The sequence below is a fragment of the Paenibacillus cellulosilyticus genome (genome assembly GCF_003182255.1).
GTDB lineage: Bacteria > Bacillota > Bacilli > Paenibacillales > Paenibacillaceae > Paenibacillus_T > Paenibacillus_T cellulosilyticus.
Genome location: NZ_QGTQ01000034.1, coordinates 16,898 through 36,060, shown reverse-complemented (window position 1 = coordinate 36,060; position 19,163 = coordinate 16,898). Strand labels below are relative to the sequence as shown.

Sequence of the window (19,163 nt, the reverse complement as noted above, 5' to 3'; positions counted from 1 at the left end):
ATACGTATAGTATACAAAAATGTCAAAATAAGCGGAGATGAGCGGCTGTGTACGAATATAGCGATCAGTTTTATTGTGTTTGCTGTAATCAGTTGTTAAGAAAAAAAGAAGCTAACATTTTGTTCCGAACCGGCTATTTCCGAGTCGTTTATCCACTGGGATGCTGCCTCGCATGCGAGCGGAGAGAGAGTCACGCAGCCGAGCTGCCGGATCATCCACGACTCCATACAGGAGCGACAGTATTTCAAATCGAGCCGCTTACTGACATGGGCAGTGCTGCTGGAATTGGCGTGCACCGGATAGCATCAGGCTCCGATTATCCGCTGTATTGGAGCGATCAGACCGAACAGAAGAAAACGATAAATCTTTACCATTGAAGGTTCGCCGTCCACACAACCGAGTGTGTCGGCGGACCTTAAGTTTTCTTAAATCAATTTCTTGCAGCTGCCAATTCGTGTATAATTATAAAATTGGTAATTATATGTGAGGAGGCAGAGCAATGAGTGAACCGATTGTTCAATTGTCGAACGTTACGAAGCGAATCGGCAATCGGACTATTATCGATCATCTAACACTCGATTTGCACCCTGGTGAAGTCTACGGATTTCTTGGACCGAACGGTTCCGGCAAAACAACGACCATTCGGATGATGGTTGGCTTGATGAAGCTGACAGAAGGTGAAATTACGATTAAAGGACATAGCATCACGGATAGCTTCGAGAAAGCGATTCGCCAAGTCGGCGCGATCGTCGAGAATCCGGAGATGTACAAATATTTGTCCGGCTATAAGAATCTAGTCCACTACGCCCGCATGGTTCCGGGCATTACGCGTCAGCGCATCGACGAGGTCGTGAAGCTCGTCGGACTGCAAGGGCGCATCCATGATAAGGTGAAAACGTACTCGCTCGGCATGCGCCAACGTCTTGGCGTCGCACAAGCGATTATGCATAAACCGTCGCTGCTTATCCTCGATGAGCCCACGAACGGATTGGACCCTGTCGGTATTCGCGAACTCCGTGATTACCTGCGCCACCTTGCGAAGAGCGAAGGCATTACGGTGTTCGTATCCAGCCACTTGCTCAGCGAGATGGAGCTGATGTGCGACCGCGTCGCGATCATCCAGCACGGCAAGCTGATCGACGAACGGGTTATTTCGCAGGACGGTCCCGCGAAGGATGCGGTCAGCCGCTATCGGTTCGAGGTCGATCGTCCGTCTGAAGCGCTGGAGCTGCTAGCTCAGCATTCGGCTGTCGTCACGCAGGAAGGCATCGAGCTTGATACGGATCGTGAGACGGCAGCATGGATTAATGCACAGCTCGTCTCGGCGGGACTTAAAGTATATGGCTTCCGTCCGCATGTCAAATCGCTGGAAGAGCAGTTCTTGGAAGTAACGGGGGGTGAGACGGTTGGGTAACTTCATGGAGTTAGTACGCAATGAAAATATGAAGATCTACTCCCGTCTACGTACGTGGATTATGATGGGCATTATGCTCGTCATCATGCTCGCGGCATCGATTGTCGTTCTATTGCTCGACGAAGGCGTGAAGTCGATGTGGACGGTCCTGAATTCCGAAGTGTTCTCCGGGACGATGCTCGTTACGATCTTCACCGTTATTATCGCGGCAGACAGCGTAGCAGGAGAGTTCTCGTCGGGTACGATTAAGCTGCTGCTCATTCGCCCTTGGTCTAGATCCAAGATTCTGCTGTCCAAATATATCTCGGTGATTCAATTCGCGATTTTCTTCCTCGCGGTGTTGTTCGTATGGACGTACATATGGAACGGTTTGTTTTTTGGTTTCTCGTCAGGCTCCTTGCAAGAGCTGACGAATGAATCGAGCACAGGATCGGTGTGGTCATTCGTATTGTCAGGGCTGGGCCTTCAGTTCATCAGCATGATGCTGACGACGGTTACGATCTCGTTCCTGCTGTCGACCGTATTCCGCAGCGGCGGTCTGTCGATCGGTCTATCGCTGTTCCTTATGTTCATGAGCGATACGATCGCCGGCCTTATGTCGCTCATCGACAAGCCGTGGAAGGACTACTTCTGGTTCATGCAGAGTAATCTGACGCAGTACCTGAGCAATGGACCGGATGTGACGCATGAGCATACCATTTATTTCTCGCTCGGTATTCTCCTTGTGTATTACGTCGTCTTCCTCGCCATCACTTGGTGGCAGTTCATGAGACGTGACATTACGTCATAATAAATGTTACCTATAATAAGCAGCCTGGTCTCGATGACCGGGCTGCTTATTTGTGTGCGCATGAAGCGCGGTAAGTATAGGTTATCCGGCTTGCTGCTGCCGTTTATCTTTGCCGTTCTGCCCTTGACTCTGATGCTGATGGGCATGATTATGCTGCTGCTCCGCCTTGTTGTCACGCACAAGCGCTTGCTGCGGAGCCGGATCTGCTTCGACGAGCGGGCGGGAGCGGCTGTTGTCCTGAGTGCGTTCCATCCGACATGCACCGGTAAAAATCCCGCCGTCCTGCATGACGAACGACTGCGCATTGATGTTGCCGTGTACTTGGCCCGTCGCCGTAATGGTGAGACGGCCTTTCGTCGTTACATCGCCGTATACTCTACCGGCGATCGTTACATCACGCGCGTTAATGTTCGAACGGGCGATGCCGCATTCTCCGACAATAACGTCGCCATGGCAGTCAATATCGCCCCGGAATTCGCCTTCGATGCGGAGCCCGGCTTCGCATTCCATTTTACCCTCGGCATGTGTCCCTTGCCCAATCAGCGTATCCGTTAGGCTGAGTCTCTTCGAATCCTTGAACATTGGCGAACCTCCTTCGACAAGTTAGCTTAAATAACGAAGCGGGTTGATCGGTTCATCCTTTTGCATAATTTGAAAATGAACATGAGCCCCCGTGCTTCGTCCCGTGCTTCCCATAAAGCCGATTTTCTCCCCGCGGACGACCTCTTCGTCTTCACGAGCCTCGATGCGCGACAAGTGCATGTATACCGTCTTGAACCCGTTATGATGATCAATCATGACATAATTACCTTTGTCGCTGCTCGAACCCGTTTCGACAACCGTACCGTCTCCTGCACTGAATACCGGATCGCCGACTTTACCTCCAATATCGATGCCAGCATGAAACGTTGATTTGCCAGTGAATGGGTCGCTTCGATAACCGAAGCCCGAAGTCATCTTCGACGAGCTTTTCGTCGGCCAGCCCGTTGGAAGCGCATCGAGTATCGCTTTGCGGGCTTTTGCCTGCTTCACCGACTGCTCCATCGTGGATTCCATGGAATCGACAAGTGAGCTGATCTGGCGAAAATCGAGCCCCGACTGCTCGGCGATCCCAATGAGTCTTCTAGCCTCCTCGGGAGTGGGGGAGGAGCTTGATTGCTGCAGCTCAGATAGCGCTTCGAGCGTCGCCGAGTCTGCATTTGTGGGCATGCTGGAAGAGGACGTCTCCGTCAGCCGCCCGTATTGTTCGATAAAAACCTTAAGCTTGTTCTCCAGCTCGCGAAGATCGCTGATTTTACTCTTCAAATCTTCGGTTTGTCGGTTCAGACGATCGATTTCCTCCTGGAGAGTTCCGATGGAGTCGTCTTTTCCGTGCACCGTCTGGGTGAACGAATTGGATTGCTGGGACATTTCGTCCTGCAGCGTATCGATCTGGAAGGCGGAGCGGATTTGGAGCGCCGCAATACACCCTGACAGCGCAAGGACGGCGACGGCCGGAGCGGCAACGATAGACCGCTTGGATACCTTGAACTGCCGGACCGACTTGTCTGCGCCGCGCATCAGTACGAAGGACCACTTCGGCTTAGGTGACCGTTTCACTGAGCTGTTCTCCTTTCTGCCGGCGAGTGCGTATTCGAACGTTCTAATCCTATTTATTCGGTCTGTCTACAATTCATGTCTGCAAAATAGAGTGCGGTGCACGCCCTTTGCACAGCTTGTTCGATTAAGTTTAAGAGGTGCTTCGGCTGACAAAATCGTAAATGGGCCGCAATTTCTGCGGCTTTGCTTGCAGGAGCAGATCCCCAAATTGACTCAGTCGATCGCCAATTGTGAGTAAATTATAATCTGCGATTCGCGCGCCGCCTCTCGCTTCTTCCCAAGTAATCGGCGTCGACAATGTCGCGCCGGCTCGCGCGCGGGGCGAATAGGGGGCCGCTATTGTTTTGCCCGGGTAATGCTGGAGGTAATCGACGTAGATGCAATCGCCGCGGTCTGCTTTCATTCTCTCGATGGTAAACAGCTTCGGATGCGCCTGCGCTAGATAGCTGCCTACGAACCTTCCCATCACACGCAGCTCGTCGAACGTCACATCGCCCGCCGAAGGGATGATCAGCTGTACACCTGTCGCGCCGGATGTCTTCAGCATCGATTCGACGCCAATGCTTCGGAGCAAATCCCCAACGATAACGGCTGCTTCCATAATTCGCGGCTCTACTTCTAATGAAGGATCAAGATCAATGATCCATTCGGTTGGGTACACGGCTTCGCCGATTCGATCGAAGGACATATGAAATTCAAGGCAGGCGAGGTTACCTAGCCACAGCAATGTTGGGAGCGAATCGAGCAGCACGTAGTTGATATCTCCCTGTTGCGCGGTATGTACGAATGGAGGCGTGGGCTCCGGGCAATTTTTCTGATAAAATGATTCGCCCGTTATCCCATCCGGCCAACGGATCGTCGTCATATAGCGCCCGTTGCAATGGTGGAGCAGATAAGGAGCCAGCATCGCCAGCTTCTCCAGATACATGGATTTGGTTAATCCAAGCTCCGGCCATAACAGTTTACCTGGGTTGCTAATTGGAATCGTCTCGCCGTCGATGACGATCGTTCCTTTCTTGGCAGCGGCCATATCCTCGAACATCCTCTCCATTGCTGCATTATGCGAGCCCAACTTACAGTGATTTATTACCAGCTTTGCCGCATAGGCAGCGATCGATACAGTCAGCGAATCATCCAACCATTGGTAAAAATCGTGAGAAAATACATTGTTTTTCTGGAGATTGTACATGGTCATCGCTAAGAGTGTCCTTTATATTTGATTATGATAATCATTATCAATATGAAGGAGAGGTGAATTCATAGATGTCGCTACCCGGTATTGAAGGCAAGGTGGCGCTAGTCACGGGAGCAGCTCAAGGAATTGGCGCAGCAGTCGCGCAAGTGCTTGCAGAGCAGGGGGCTGTTATAGCGGCTGTTGATCGTGATGCCGAGGGCGTAGGACACCTCGTTCGAGAGCTGCAAGACAAGGGATGTCGTCGTTCTCGAGCTTACTCAGCAGATGTGAGTAACCTCGCAGCTATCGAGGAGATCGTTGATGCCATTGAGCGTGATACAGGACCCATTGAGATTCTCGTGAATGTCGCTGGCGTGCTGCGAATGGGCGCCATCGCAACGCTCAACGAGGACGATTGGAGGGCGACCTTCGATGTGAATACGAACGGGGTGTTCTTCGTCTCCCGCACCGTTGCTCGTCGGATGATCCCGCGTCAATCAGGTGCAATCGTAACGGTCAGCTCGAATGCATCCGGCGTACCAAGAATGAAGATGGCAGCTTATGCAGCTTCTAAGGCTGCGTCCACGATGTTCACGAAGTGCTTGGGGCTGGAGCTATCGCAGTATCACATTCGCTGTAACATCGTGTCGCCCGGTTCGACGGACACAGCTATGCAGAGATTGCTGCGGAAGGACGACTCGGGGCCAAGCATGGTGATTATGGGCTCGCAGGCGGATTACCGATTAGGCATTCCGCTGCAGAAGATCGCCTCCCCAAGAGACATTGCGGAGGCTGCAGCGTTCCTCGTCTCAGACAATGCAAGCCACATCACCATGCATGATCTATGCGTGGACGGCGGCGCGACTTTAGGTATTTAACGAATGAAGGAGGCATGGAATCGAATGAAGCAATCGGCATTAACCGTGCTAACTGCACAATTGTTGGATGGGTACCGGCCAGGGGCTGCGTTTTTTCTGTCGACGCCTAATCAGACGCTTCTTGCGGAAGGGACTTTCATGGAGCTAACGGAAGCCGATGGTGCGTGTGATCTGCAGCAGCTGTCCGGGTCTGTCTCGGATCTGCTCGGTCGAGCTGCGCGAATGAACCACAGCAGCCCGATGGTCGTGGGCGCTATTCCGTTCGACCGTGCGAAGCCTGCGAAGCTTGTTGTACCAACAACGGTTCTATGGGGCGGACCACTACAATTCAGCTCCGATACGGAGACGCGACGACCGGCGGAATCTAACTCACTGCCAACGTATCGAATTACCCCAGTACCTCGACCCGAGCAGTATGCGCAGGGCGTCCAACAAGCAATCGATCGGCTTCGCTCAGGCGAGATGTCCAAGGTTGTATTGTCCCGGGCACTGGATTTGACCTCTACGAACATCACGATTCCAATCGGTCAACTGCTGCATAGTCTGGCCCGTCATAATTCGCATGGCTATACCTTTGCAGTAGATTTACCTAAAGATCACGGAGGTCAGGGGCATTCTTCTTCGCAAAATGTGCTGATAGGCGCCAGTCCCGAGCTGCTCGTACGCAAGACGGGTAATCGCGTGATCTCAAATCCGCTCGCAGGCTCAGCGCCTCGCAGCAAGGATCCAGTAGAAGACCGCCGCATTGGCGAGGCATTGCTGTCCTCGGTGAAGGATCTGCATGAGCACGCCGTCGTGATTGAGGCCGTCGCTGAGGCGCTTCGCCCATTTTGCAGATCGCTGGATGTACCGAACCTGCCATCGTTGATTCAGACGGAGACGATGTGGCACTTGTCCACCGTTGTTCAAGGAGAATTGCTCGACCCGTCCATCTCTTCGCTGGCGCTTGCTGCCGCACTGCACCCAACGCCAGCTGTATGCGGCACGCCGATGGAGCTGGCTAGAGAGGCGATCGGTCAGATCGAGCCTTATGACCGAGGGTTCTACACCGGCATGGTTGGTTGGAGTGATGCCGCTGGCAATGGCGAATGGATCGTGACGATCCGCTGCGCTGAAGTATACGAGCATTCGCTTCGCTTGTATGCAGGAGCAGGAATCGTGAGTGATTCAACCCCCGAGGGAGAGCTTGCCGAGACGTCGGCTAAGTTCCGCACGATGCTTAATGCACTAGGCTTACACCACAATCAGCTATAACCAACTAGACACTGGAGGGATCATTAATGTCGTCAATTTACCCCACTTGGCCCGAGCAACTGGCTGAGCTTTACCGGGAAACGGGGTGCTGGGAAGGACTTACATTCGGTGAGATGCTGCGCAATCGCGCTGCGGCACACGGCGATCAGGTCGCTATCGTCGGAGGGGCGCATCGCCTAACGTATCAGGAGCTTGACCGCAGGGTAGATCGTCTTGCTGCTGGATTCAGCGCACTTGGTATTCAGCCATCGGATCGTGTTGTCGTACAGCTGCCGAATATATCGCAGTTCTTTGATGTTATATTCGCGTTGTTCCGATTAGGGGCTCTGCCTATATTCGCACTTCCGCTTCATCGCAGCAGTGAGATCAGCTACTTCTGTGAGTTCTCGGAAGCGGCAGCTTACATTATTCCGGATACACATGCTGGATTCGACTATCGACCGATGGCGAGTGAAGTGAAGAGCAAGCTTTTGACCTTGCAGCACGTCATCGTCGTTGGAGATGCTGGCTTTAGCGGCCATGTCGAATTGAATGGACTGTATATGGAGCCGATTCAACTGCCGGACGTGAAGTCGAGTGCAGTTGCTTTCATGCAGCTGTCAGGCGGCAGCACTGGACTGCCCAAGCTTATTCCCCGAACGCATGATGACTACATGTATAGCTTGAAGAAGAGCGTAGAGGTGTGCAAGTTGGATTCGTCGAGCGTCTACCTGGCCGCACTGCCTGTCGCGCATAACTTTCCGCTGAGCTCGCCCGGCGTGCTCGGAACGTTATATGCGGGAGGTACCGTCGTCCTGTCGCTGACGCCAAGCCCAGATGAAGCATTCGCACTTATTGAGCAGGAGAAGGTCACCATTACAGCACTCGTGCCGCCGCTTGCGATCGTATGGATCGAGGCGATTGGAACGCGAAGCTGCAACCTATCGAGCCTGCAGGTGCTGCAGGTTGGAGGAGCCAAGTTCAGCGCGGAGGCTGCTAGGCGTGTACGGACTTCGCTTGGTTGTACGCTGCAGCAAGTATTCGGCATGGCGGAGGGGCTCGTAAACTATACGCGGCTGGATGACCCTGAGGAAGTCATTATCCATACGCAAGGCAAGCCGATGTCTGAATGGGATGAAGTTCGGGTTGTAGATGATGAGGATCAGCCTGTGCCACCAGGAGAAGCAGGCCATTTGTTAACGCGCGGACCTTATACGATCCGTGGTTACTACAAGGCGGAGGAACACAACGCGAAGGCGTTCACCTCAGATGGCTTCTATCGGACGGGCGATATTGTGATGCTGACCGAGTCCGGCTATCTGGTGGTGGAAGGCCGCGCGAAGGATCAGATTAATCGGGGCGGCGACAAGGTTGCGGCGGAGGAGATCGAGAACCATTTGCTCGCCCATCCCGATGTACATGATGCTGCTGTCGTGTCGATGCCAGATGATTTTCTCGGGGAGCGAACCTGCGCATTTATTATAGCGAGGGGCAATCAGCCTCGAGCTGCGGAGATCAAGTCGTTCCTGCGCGAGCGCGGAATCGCCAGCTACAAGATTCCGGACCGAATCGAATTTATTGATGCTTTTCCGACAACGAGCGTAGGGAAGGTCAGTAAGAAAGCATTGCGAGAGATGATCGCACATAAGCGGAGCTCGCCTCCAATCGCTGTGCGTTAGATATGAATGGATGACTATGACTATCAATAGAAAAGAGGGAATTAACATGGCTTTGCCAGCAATAATGCCATATCCAATGCCGAAGGAGGCTGATCTTCCGGCTAACCGCGCCCCATGGAAGCTCGCTCCGTCGCGCTGTGCTTTATTAATCCACGACATGCAGCAATATTTCGTTGACGCATTCACTCCGGAGCAGTCGCCGATTGTAGAGCTGCTGGCGAATATTGATCAACTGCGCACCGCTTGCAGAGAGCAGGGCATTCCAGTCATCTATTCGGCACAGCCAGGTGATCAGAGACCTGAGGATCGCGGTCTTCAGACGTACATCTGGGGACCAGGCATGAAGGAGGGCCCACAGCAGCGAATCGTCGAAGCGATCGCGCCTTCTGTCGGTGATACGGTGATGACGAAGTGGCGGTACAATGCGTTTCGCAAGACAAATCTGCTCGAGATGCTTCAGGAGCAGGGGAGAGATCAGCTTATTATTTGCGGCATCTATGCGCATATCGGCGTTCTGATGACGACATGCGATGCGTTCATGCAAGAGATTGAGCCATTCCTCGTTGCTGACGCGGTGGCTGATTTCACGCTTGAGGAACATATGATGGCGGTGAACTATGCGGCACGTCGCTGTGCGGTGACGACAACGACAGCTGGTCTATTAGAGTCGCTTGGCAGCCTGCCAGTCCAGGCTGAGCCCGCTGCAGATGCCAGCTCAGTAGGTGTTGATCTGAAGCTGTTCAGCTTGGAGGCGATGCGTAAGCAGGTCGCAGAGCTGCTCGATGAATCGCCTGTCAATCTTCAAGATACGGATGATCTCATTAACGAATGGGGGATGGATTCGGTCCGCGTCATGCGGCTCGTTGAGCAATGGCGCCGCAATGGAGCTGATGTGTCCTTCGTCGAGCTGGCGGAACGTCCAACGCTCGCGCATTGGCGCAGTCTGCTCATCTCGAAGCTCGTGCCGACACTGCCGAATACTGATTACTGCCTCGTGGAAGGGAAGTAGATTCGATTGTCTATGCTTACGTTAGAACAAACTCGACTACCTCTGTCTGGCGCGCAGTCCGGTATTTGGTTTGCGCAGCAGCTTGATCCCGATAGCTGGGCATACAATACCGGTGAATGCATCGAGATTCATGGCACGCTCGATTGTGCCTTATTCGAACGCGCGCTGCATCAGACGATGCTGGAGGCGGAAGCGCTGCGGGTCAAATTCGGTGAGGATGAGCATGGGCCGTGGCAGCAAATCCAAGACAGGCTCGACTGGCAGCTTCAGCAGTCCGACTGGAGCGCTGACATTGGAGCTAAGGCGGAGGCCGAAGCTTGGATGCAAGCTGATCTGCAGCGGCCGATTGATCTCCGGCAAGGGCCGCTGTTCACGCAGGCGTTGTTCAAGGTTGCGGCCGATTGTTATCTCTGGTACCAGCGCATCCATCATATCGTCATTGACGGATATGGTTACTCGCTGATTGTTCGCCGAACGGCAGAGCTGTATACGCAATTCGTCCAGCGCGGTGAGCAGCAAGAGGGGGCCTTCGGCTCGCTCCGCGCGATTGTGGAAGAGGATCAGGAATATCGATCCTCGGAGCGGTATGTGCAGGATCGCCAGTATTGGATGGAACGCTTCGCTGATGAACCAGAGGCGGTTACTTTAACCGACCGTGCACCGAAGATGAGCAGCAGCTTTATCCGTCGGACAGACTATCTTCCTCGGGCTGCCGTCGAACGCATGTATGCGGCTGCGCAGAGCAGCTCCGCGAGCTGGACGGAACTCGTTATTGCTGCGATTGCTGCGTATCTTCATCGGCTCACGCAGGCGGAGGATATCATTCTCGCTGTGCCCGTGATGAATCGGATGGGCTCCGTCTCGCTCCGTACACCCGGTATGGTCATGAACATCATACCGCTCCGGTTGACTGTGCGTGCCGATATGAAGGCTGACGAGCTGATGAAGCAGGCGGCGAGCGCGATTCGCCAATCGCGGAAGCATCAGCGTTACCGTCAGGAGGAGCTGCGCCGGGATCTGAAGCTGCTGGGCGATAATCGACGGCTGTTCGGTCCGCAGGTTAATCTGATGCCGTTCGATTACGGCCTCACATTCGCAGGTTTGCAAGCAACAGCGCGCAACCTGTCGGCGGGACCGGTGGACGACTTGTCCTTCAATGTCTATGACCGATTAGACGGCGAAGGGCTGCGTATCGATATGGATGCGAATCCGACGGCGTACAGCATGGAGGAGGTGGCTGCTCACCAGCAGCGCTTTATGCATTTTCTAGGGCAATATGTATCAGCGGTGGAGCAGCATCAGGCAATTGGATTGGTAGGATTGCTGCTAGGGGATGAACGCAATCAAGTAATCGAGCAGTGGAACGCTGCCGCTCGCAATGTTCCGCCGCTGTCCGTTCCCTCCTTATTCGAGGAGCAGGTGCGCCGCAGTCCGAATGCGTCTGCCCTCCTCGTCGACGGTAATGTGCTTAGCTATGACGAACTCAATTCGCGGGCGAATCGTTTGGCTTACGAGTTAATTGCGCATGGTGCAGGGCCAGAGCGAATCGTCGCGATTGTTTTGCCTCGCTCAACTGATATGGTTGTCGCTATGTTAGCGATCATGAAATCAGGCGCTGCCTATTTGCCGCTCGATATCGACTATCCGGCGGATCGAATCAAATACATGCTGGAGGACGCGGCTCCGATTGCTGTCATTACGAGCAGCGATACCAGCTTCGAACAGAAGATCGGCAGCGCAGCTCCCATCATCGTTATTGACGCTCCAGTCACACAACAGCAGCTGCTTCGTCAGTCACATACGAATTTGAGCGAGGATAGGCGACACCGCCAGCATTCGCTGCTTCATCCTGCGTATGTCATCTATACGTCGGGCTCGACGGGCAAGCCCAAAGGTGTGGTCATCTCGCATGGCAATTTAACGAACTTCCTCTGTTCGATGCAGGATCAATTCGCCTTGCGCAAGGAAGATCGACTGCTGGCCGTAACGACGATCGCCTTCGATATTGCAGCGCTTGAAATCTACTTGCCATTGCTGAATGGTGCGCAAATCGTACTAGCTTCCAAATCCACCGTTCAGGATCCAGCGGCTTTATCCGCCATGATCCGCAGCTTTGGAGCGACGATTATGCAGGCGACGCCAACGCTATGGCAATCGCTCCTTGCTTATGATGCCGAATCACTTCGCGGGCTGAGGGTGCTTGTTGGTGGAGAGGCGCTCCCGATCACCCTCAAACAGAACCTGCAGCTGGCCGGATGCAGCATTACGAATATGTATGGTCCTACCGAAACGACGATATGGTCGACGACGGCTGCGCTTGACCAGGAGGATGGTAACCCGCCAATCGGCAAGCCGATCTGGAACACGCAGGTGTATGTGCTTGATAGCGCGCTGCAGCTTGTACCGCCAGGCATTATCGGGGATTTGTACATCGCAGGGCTTGGCTTGGCAAGAGGATACTTGGGTCGTCCGGATCTAACGAGTGAGCGGTTTGTTGCAGACCCTTATGGCGAGCCGGGCAGCCGGATGTATCGGACAGGCGACTTGGCTCAATGGCGCATGGACGGCTCGCTCGTCTACATCGGCCGGGCCGATCATCAGATCAAAATTCGCGGCTTCCGCATCGAGCCGGGTGAGATCGAGGCAGCGCTCGCTAAGCAGCCGAGTGTCGGGCAGGTGTCCGTCATCGTTCGAGAAGACCATCCCGGCGATCCGCGACTGGTAGCTTATATCGTGCCGACTGCCGGCCAGATGCCGGAAGCGGGGCAGCTTCGCCAATCGATCGAGAATGATCTGCCTGCGTTCATGCTGCCGTCTGCCTTTGTCATGCTGGACAGTTTGCCATTGACGCCCAATGGCAAGATCGACCGCAAAGCGCTGCCTGCGCCTGATCTTGGTTCGATTACGGATGGGAGCAAGCCTAGAACGCCCCAAGAGATGATATTGTGCGAGCTGTTCGCGGAGGTGTTGGCTGTAGCGCAAGTGAGTATTCACGACAGCTTCTTCGAGCTTGGCGGGCATTCCTTGCTGGCTGGCCGATTGATGATTCGAGTGCGGGACAGCTTCGGTGTTGAGCTGGGCATCGGTCAATTATTCGAAGCGCCGACCGTCGCCGGACTAGCCAAACGTCTGGATACAGCACAGCAGGCAAGGTCTGCGATTCGTCCGGCTGCTCGTCCGGCCGCAATTCCGCTGTCGTTCTCGCAGCAAAGGTTATGGTTCCTGTACCGACTGGAAGGACCAAGCCCAACCTACAATATTCCGCTCGTCGCGAATCTCACAGGCGAGCTGGACAAGGAAGCGCTGCAGGCTGCAATTCATGATCTGCTCGCTCGACATGAGACGCTGCGGACAATTTTCCCAGAATCGAAGGGTACTTCGCGGCAGCACATTCTAGATTCGCAATCGGCGCAGCTTGACTTAATCGTAACGGCTTCTAATGAACAACGGATTCCGGCTGATCTTGCGGAGGCTGTTCGTTACAGTTTCGATCTTGCTTCCGAAATCTCGATGCGCGTGCAGCTCTTCGAGCTTGGCGGCGACAAGCATGTATTGCTTCTGCTGCTGCATCATCTCGTTGGCGATGGATGGTCTCTTAGCGCTTTGACACGCGATCTTACGACTGCGTATATGGCCCGCCTCAACGGTGAGGCTCCGCAATGGACACCGCTGTCCGTGCAATATGCGGATTATGCGATATGGCAGCATGAGCTGTTGGGAGATAAGAGCGATAACAGCCTTATTGCAAGACAGTTGAACTACTGGACTGACCAACTGCGCGGTCTGCCTGATCAACTGGAGCTTCCTACCGATTACCCGCGCCCGGCGGCAGCAAGCTACGAAGGGGATACGATTGAATTCTTCATCGATGCCAATCTGCACGGACAATTGCTCCAATTATCGAAGGATGGCAAGGCGAGCCTGTTCATGGTGCTGCAAGCCGGACTCGCAGCGCTATTCACAAGATTGGGAGCTGGAACGGATATTCCGATCGGCAGTCCGATTGCAGGCCGCAATGATGATGCGCTTGAAGATTTAGTCGGCTTCTTCATTAATACACTTGTCATTCGAACGGATACGTCGGGCGACCCTACTTTCCGAGAGCTGCTCGATCGCGTACGCCTGACGAATCTAGCGGCTTACGAGAATCAGGATGTTCCATTCGAGCGTCTAGTAGAGGTGCTGAACCCGGTAAGGTCCCGCGCTCGGCATCCATTATTCCAGGTTATGCTGGCCTTCCAAAATACGCCGGAGCCGATGCTAGAGCTGCCGGGAGTCGAAAGCAGCCTGCATCTGAATACGGTTGGAGCTGCGAAGTTCGATCTTACCTTCGAGCTGACGGATCGCCGTGGTCGAGAGGGTTCTCCTAGCGGCATTCACGGTCTCGTCGAGTTCAGTACCGACTTGTTCAAGAAGGCGACCGTCGAAGCGACGACAGCTCGGTTCGTTCGCTTGCTTGCCGCTGCTGCAGCTCATCCCGATCAGCCCATCGGCCGCTTGGAGCTTCTGTCTGAAGAGGAGCGGAGACGCATCCTTGTCGAGTGGAATACGCCAGTATCGCAGCCTGTGCTCGATCATGCCGATTCGCTTTCGCTTGTTACGATTCCAGGATGGTTCGAGCGCCAAGCGCTGCTCACGCCTGAAGCGACGGCTGTCTCGTACGGAGCCGCATCGCTCAGCTACCGCAACCTGAATCGGAAGGCCAATCGACTTGCTCATCATCTGATCCAGCAAGGCGCAGGCCCAGAGGCATTCGTCGCGCTCGCGCTGCCAAGGTCGCTGGAGCTTGTCGTCGCCATCGTGGCGGTGCTGAAGGCAGGCGCCGCGTACTTGCCGCTCGATCCCGATTATCCGGCCAATCGACTCGCGTATTCGATGGCGGATGCGCAGCCAATCTATTTGATTACGAGCACAGATGCAGTAAACAAGCTGCCGGAAGCTCATGCTCTGCCGGTGATGACTATGGATTCTCCGGAAGCTGTCGAGCTTCTTCTGCACTATTCGGATGCGAACCCGTCCGATCTGGACCGGATCGCGCCACTGCGACCTGAGCATCCAGCCTATATGATCTACACATCCGGCTCTACAGGCAATCCGAAAGGGGTCGTCATCCCGCATCAGAACGTAGTGAGGCTGTTTAGCTCAACCGCACATTGGTACGAGTTCCAGCAGGGAGATGTGTGGACGTTGTTCCATTCCTATGCATTCGACTTCTCAGTGTGGGAGCTGTGGGGTCCGTTGTTCTATGGCGGCCGCCTCGTCGTTGTTCCGCATACGATCAGCCGCTCGCCTTCCGAATTCTTGCAACTGATGGTCGATGAGCAAGTAACGGTGCTTAATCAGACGCCATCTGCTTTTTATCAACTGATGCAGGCTGACAGGGAGAATCCAGCTGTCGGACGACTGCTGTCGCTGCGGTACGTTGTCTTCGGCGGGGAGGCGCTGGAGCTTCGGCGATTGGAGGATTGGTATGAACGGCACGAGATCGATTCGCCTCGGCTAATTAACATGTACGGCATTACTGAAACGACCGTGCATGTCAGTTACAAAGCGTTGGATCGAGAAGCACTAACAGCAAGAGGGAATTCATTAATCGGTCAAGCGATTCCAGATCTTCAGCTCTACGTGCTCGATAGCGAGCTGCAGCCCGTTCCTCCGGGAGTGACTGGCGATCTATACGTAGCCGGAGCCGGACTCGCGAGAGGCTACTGGCGTCGGCCGGATCTAACCGCCGATCGGTTCATTGCTAATCCATTCGGAAAGCCGGGCACTCGCCTCTATCGAACGGGCGATCTTGCACGTTGGACGGCAGACGGATCGCTTGATTACATCGGTCGGGCTGACCATCAGGTGAAAATTCGAGGTTTCCGCATTGAGCTAGGCGAGATCGAAGCCGCGCTTGCCCGTCATCCCGATGTCGCGCAGGTCGCAGTTATTGTGCGCGAAGACCAGCTTGGCGACAGGCGGCTAGTCGCCTATATCGTATCAGCTGAACATGCGGAGTGGGATGCCGCAGCAATTCGTCGTCAGACGGCGGACAGCTTGCCTGACTATATGGTGCCGTCTGTCTACATTCCGATGCAGGTAATGCCGCTTACGCCTAACGGCAAGCTGGACAGCAAGGCGCTCCCAGCGCCGGACTACTCGGTGTCCACAGCCGGTGTTGGACCAAGAACGCCGCAAGAGGAAATTTTATGCGATCTGTTCGCTGAGATTCTGGGCTTGCCGCGTGTCGGCATCGAAGATGGCTTCTTCGAACTGGGCGGCCACTCCTTGTTGGCCGTACGGCTGATGAGTCGTATTCGCGAGGCGCTCGGCGTGGAGCTTAGCATCGGCAGTTTATTCGAGGCGCCGAATGTGGCGGGTCTAGCCGAGAAGCTGAAGATGGGGGACAGCGGCAGTGCGTTGGACGTCCTGCTGCCGCTTCGTGCGGGAGGCTTACATGCGCCTATGTTCTTCGTCCATCCAGCCGGCGGTTTAAGCTGGTGCTACGCAGGACTCATGCGGTCGCTATCATCTGACTATCCGATCTATGGCCTGCAGGCGCGAGGCATAGCAGAACGTACGGAGCAGCTTCCCCAGTCGCTTGATGAGATGGCGGCAGATTACCTGGCGCATATTCGACAAGTGCAGCCTGAAGGTCCGTACTATATAGCCGGCTGGTCGCTTGGCGGCAACGTCGCGCATGCGATGGCCGTCAAGCTTCAAGAAGAAGGGGAAGAGGTCGCGCTATTGGCGATGCTGGATTCGTATCCGAGCCATTTCCTTCCCTTGAAGGATGGCCCTGATGAGAGGGAAGCGCTTATTGCGCTGCTCGCTTTGGGTGGTTACGATCCGGACAGTATGGGAGACCAGCCGCTGACGATGTCCAGTGCGGTCGACATTTTGCGCAGTGACGGCAGTGCGCTTGCCAGCTTGGAGGAGCAGACGATTATGAATTTGAAAGATACGTATGTGAATTCCGTCAGCATCATGGCAGCCTACACGCCGAAGCGCTATAGCGGCGATATTCTGTTCTTCCGATCGACGATCATTCCGGAATGGTTCACGCCAATCGCACCAGAAACATGGCTGCCGTATATCGACGGACGGATCGAGCAGCATGATATTGCCTGCCGTCATAAGGACATGTGCCAGCCGGAGCCGCTTGCGATTATTGGCGGGCTGCTGGCAGGCAAGCTGGAAGAGATGAAGAATACGTCTGACTATACGAAAGAAGGGGTGCTGAGCCATGACTAATCCATTCGAGCAAGCGGCAGGAACGTTCCATGTGCTAATGAACGCAGAAGGGCAATATTCGCTGTGGCCTTCCTTTATACAGGTGCCAGCCGGCTGGCAGGTTATCGTAGATACACAAGCGCGAGAAGCATGTGTTGCCTATATCAACACGCATTGGACAGATTTGAAGCCAAGGAGCTTGGGGCGGATTACGTCTGCACTTCATGCCCAAGAAGTATGATGATCGCCCGGGATAATACCAAACTAATCGTATGCATCGTCTACGTGGCAACCATGTTCATGGTTGCGATGGATGCCAATGTGTTGAATGTTGCGCTGCCTGCTATCGGCCATGATATGGGCACGGCGCCTTCGGCGACAGGGACCATCAACGTCGGGTACATGGTCAGTCTAGCCATTATGCTCACGGTGGCAGGATGGTTAGGCGATCGATTCGGGACGAAAAAGATTTTTGTACTCGCTCTTATCGTGTTCACGACGTCCTCCGTCTTATGCGGACTAACTGCTGACCTTGGCACGCTGACGCTGTTCCGTATCATTCAAGGAGCAAGCGGAGGCTTGTTGACACCGGTGGCGATGACCATACTGTTCCGTACCTTCCCGCCAGCGGAGCGAACAAAGCTGTCGCGGTACCTTGTATTTCCGATCGCGATCGCGCCAGCCCTTGGCCCAATCATCGGTGGCTATTGCGTCGACTATCTGACATGGCGATGGGTATTCTATGTGAACCTTCCGATCGGCATCGTAGCTGTCTTATTCGCTTATTTCTATCTTCAGGATTACAAAGGACAGCATACAGGCCGAATGGATTGGACTGGCTTCCTGCTGGCCGCTCTAGGCATAGGGGGTCTCGTCTATGCGCTTAATAGCGGCTTTTCTGCGGGATGGTCTAACGTGTCCATTATCGCAGCACTTATAATCGGTGCAGCTAGTACTACGGCTCTCATCGTCTATGAGCTGCGAGTAAGCAGTCCGATGCTGCAGCTCCGGCTGCTGCAGGAACGGTTGTTCCGCACGATGATGCTCATATCGGCTTGCACCGCCGCAGGGTTACTTGGCATGCTCTATGTATTCCCGCTGCTGTATCAGGATGCACTAGGCGCATCCGCTTTCGACAGCGGATTGACCACTTTCCCTGAGGCGCTCGGATTAATGATAGCCTCTCAGGTTGTGGCAAGGTCCTATCATCGGTTTGGTCCGCGTCTCGTCATTACGTGCGGCCTGATCTCTGCTGCGATCGGTTATGGCTTGCTCTGCAGCGTCACTGCTGATACGAGCCCATGGTTGATCCGAGGACTGCTGCTATGGTGCGGCTTCTGTCTCGGTCATGTCGTCAGTTCCGTCCAGTTCGCGATCTTCGCGAATATCCCGCCTGCTTCAATGGGAGGAGCTGCCGCTTTGTTCACGGTGCAAAATCGGCTGTCATCCGGCATCGGATTGACGCTGCTGGTCTGCATATTAGGTGCGTTAGGAGCAGCGGGAACGGGCGGCGAAGCTGCCAGCGAGCCGACGGCTCTTGGCGCCTATCATGCCGCACTGCTCAGCGCTGCCGTTCTGCTGTTGATCGCATGCGGACTGGCGCAGCGAATCCGCAAGGCCGACGTTGAGCGAACGATGAAGCCGCGGACGAAGCCCGTTGACGAGAGTGGCGCTGTTGGTGCCGCTGCTGGTGCTGGTGTGGCGGTCCAGGCAAAAAGAACATCGCCGTAGTTGGTGAGGGGCAATCCTATTAAGTAAGAGGGAAGGCATCCACTGGAACCTCGTTCCGGCGGATGCCTTCTTCTGTGTCTCACTCCCGTCAGCTTAACTCTATCTCTATCTCTAGAACACGCTTTCTCTGTAATGGACTACAGCGCCCGCTGTGGAGTACAAACTGTTTCACACTCCACTCCTGTAACGGACCACAGCAACGCTAGTTGTCACTAGAACACTCGATTTGAGTTGTAACGGACTCCACAGGCGTTATTTGGTCGAAAAGAGGCCTTCATGCGAGAAAACCCCTCACATAAGCGCATCTGAGTCCGCTAGAATCCTAGCGAATTGATTACTCGCGAATAGCGTCCTCTCAGTCCGTTAGAGCGGAGGCGGGTGGGGTAGACGCGCGTCTCTTGTGGGGGGACAGATAGAGGTGGGCGGACGCGCGCCACT

12 protein-coding genes and 1 pseudogene are annotated in these 19,163 nt (G+C 54.6%); 10 read left to right on the top strand and 3 right to left on the bottom strand.

All coding sequences use genetic code 11. The annotated features are described in order from the left end of the window. The first annotated feature begins 47 nt into the window (after nucleotides 1-47). The 3 genes from DFQ01_RS26685 to DFQ01_RS26675 all read left to right on the top strand — a co-directional run bounded on the left by DFQ01_RS26685 (nucleotide 48) and on the right by DFQ01_RS26675 (nucleotide 2,204). A complete protein-coding gene (locus DFQ01_RS26685) occupies nucleotides 48-377 on the top strand; it encodes a hypothetical protein (protein WP_146216928.1) in 330 nt (109 codons plus the stop codon). Nucleotides 378-499: 122 nt separating this feature from the next. Next, complete coding sequence (locus DFQ01_RS26680; protein ID WP_110046987.1) at nucleotides 500-1,414, top strand: ABC transporter ATP-binding protein; 915 nt, start codon at nucleotides 500-502, stop codon at nucleotides 1,412-1,414. Further along, nucleotides 1,407-2,204, top strand: coding sequence for an ABC transporter permease (locus tag DFQ01_RS26675; protein WP_110046986.1), 798 nt, complete (start codon nucleotides 1,407-1,409; stop codon nucleotides 2,202-2,204). The genes DFQ01_RS26680 and DFQ01_RS26675 overlap by 8 nt, the downstream gene beginning before the upstream one ends. Nucleotides 2,205-2,285: 81 nt before the next feature. Here the strand turns inward: DFQ01_RS26675 and DFQ01_RS26670 are convergent, their stop codons facing one another. The 3 genes from DFQ01_RS26670 to ligD form a co-directional block, all read right to left on the bottom strand. Continuing rightward, nucleotides 2,286-2,786, bottom strand: coding sequence for a bactofilin family protein (locus DFQ01_RS26670; RefSeq protein ID WP_110046985.1), 501 nt, complete (start codon nucleotides 2,784-2,786; stop codon nucleotides 2,286-2,288). A gap of 21 nt (nucleotides 2,787-2,807) precedes the next feature. Next, nucleotides 2,808-3,803: a M23 family metallopeptidase gene (locus DFQ01_RS26665; RefSeq protein WP_110046984.1), complete on the bottom strand. Its 996-nt coding sequence runs from the start codon at nucleotides 3,801-3,803 to the stop codon at nucleotides 2,808-2,810. 130 nt (nucleotides 3,804-3,933) lie between these two features. Continuing rightward, nucleotides 3,934-4,833 (bottom strand): non-homologous end-joining DNA ligase, encoded by a 900-nt coding sequence (gene ligD / locus DFQ01_RS26660; protein ID WP_110047025.1) that lies wholly within the window; start codon nucleotides 4,831-4,833, stop codon nucleotides 3,934-3,936. A 233-nt stretch (nucleotides 4,834-5,066) separates the two neighbouring features. On the opposite strand from ligD, the gene DFQ01_RS26655 reads away from it, so the two are divergent. From DFQ01_RS26655 to DFQ01_RS26625, 7 genes and pseudogenes are all read left to right on the top strand, one after another. After that, nucleotides 5,067-5,855, top strand: a complete 789-nt coding sequence (locus DFQ01_RS26655) for a 2,3-dihydro-2,3-dihydroxybenzoate dehydrogenase (protein ID WP_110046983.1) — start codon at nucleotides 5,067-5,069, stop codon at nucleotides 5,853-5,855. 24 nt (nucleotides 5,856-5,879) lie between these two features. Further along, nucleotides 5,880-7,109 carry an isochorismate synthase DhbC gene (gene dhbC, locus DFQ01_RS26650; protein WP_110046982.1) on the top strand — a complete coding sequence of 410 codons (1,230 nt, stop codon included), beginning with the start codon at nucleotides 5,880-5,882 and terminating at the stop codon, nucleotides 7,107-7,109. A 26-nt stretch (nucleotides 7,110-7,135) separates the two neighbouring features. Then, the gene (locus DFQ01_RS26645; protein WP_110046981.1) at nucleotides 7,136-8,767 is read left to right on the top strand and encodes a (2,3-dihydroxybenzoyl)adenylate synthase; all 1,632 of its coding nucleotides are present in this window, start codon (nucleotides 7,136-7,138) and stop codon (nucleotides 8,765-8,767) included. Between the two features lie 46 nt (nucleotides 8,768-8,813). Continuing rightward, a complete protein-coding gene (locus tag DFQ01_RS26640; protein ID WP_110046980.1) occupies nucleotides 8,814-9,776 on the top strand; it encodes an isochorismatase family protein in 963 nt (320 codons plus the stop codon). Nucleotides 9,777-9,788: 12 nt separating this feature from the next. Next, a complete protein-coding gene (locus tag DFQ01_RS26635; RefSeq protein WP_110046979.1) occupies nucleotides 9,789-17,015 on the top strand; it encodes an amino acid adenylation domain-containing protein in 7,227 nt (2,408 codons plus the stop codon). Beyond that, on the top strand, nucleotides 17,008-17,235 hold the full coding sequence (locus tag DFQ01_RS26630) for an MbtH family protein (protein WP_110046978.1): 228 nt from the start codon (nucleotides 17,008-17,010) through the stop codon (nucleotides 17,233-17,235). The genes DFQ01_RS26635 and DFQ01_RS26630 overlap by 8 nt, the downstream gene beginning before the upstream one ends. Next, nucleotides 17,145-18,464 (top strand): annotated as a pseudogene (locus DFQ01_RS26625) (DHA2 family efflux MFS transporter permease subunit); the annotation flags it as partial. The gene DFQ01_RS26630 and the pseudogene DFQ01_RS26625, both read left to right, overlap by 91 nt. Nucleotides 18,465-19,163 lie beyond the last annotated feature (699 nt).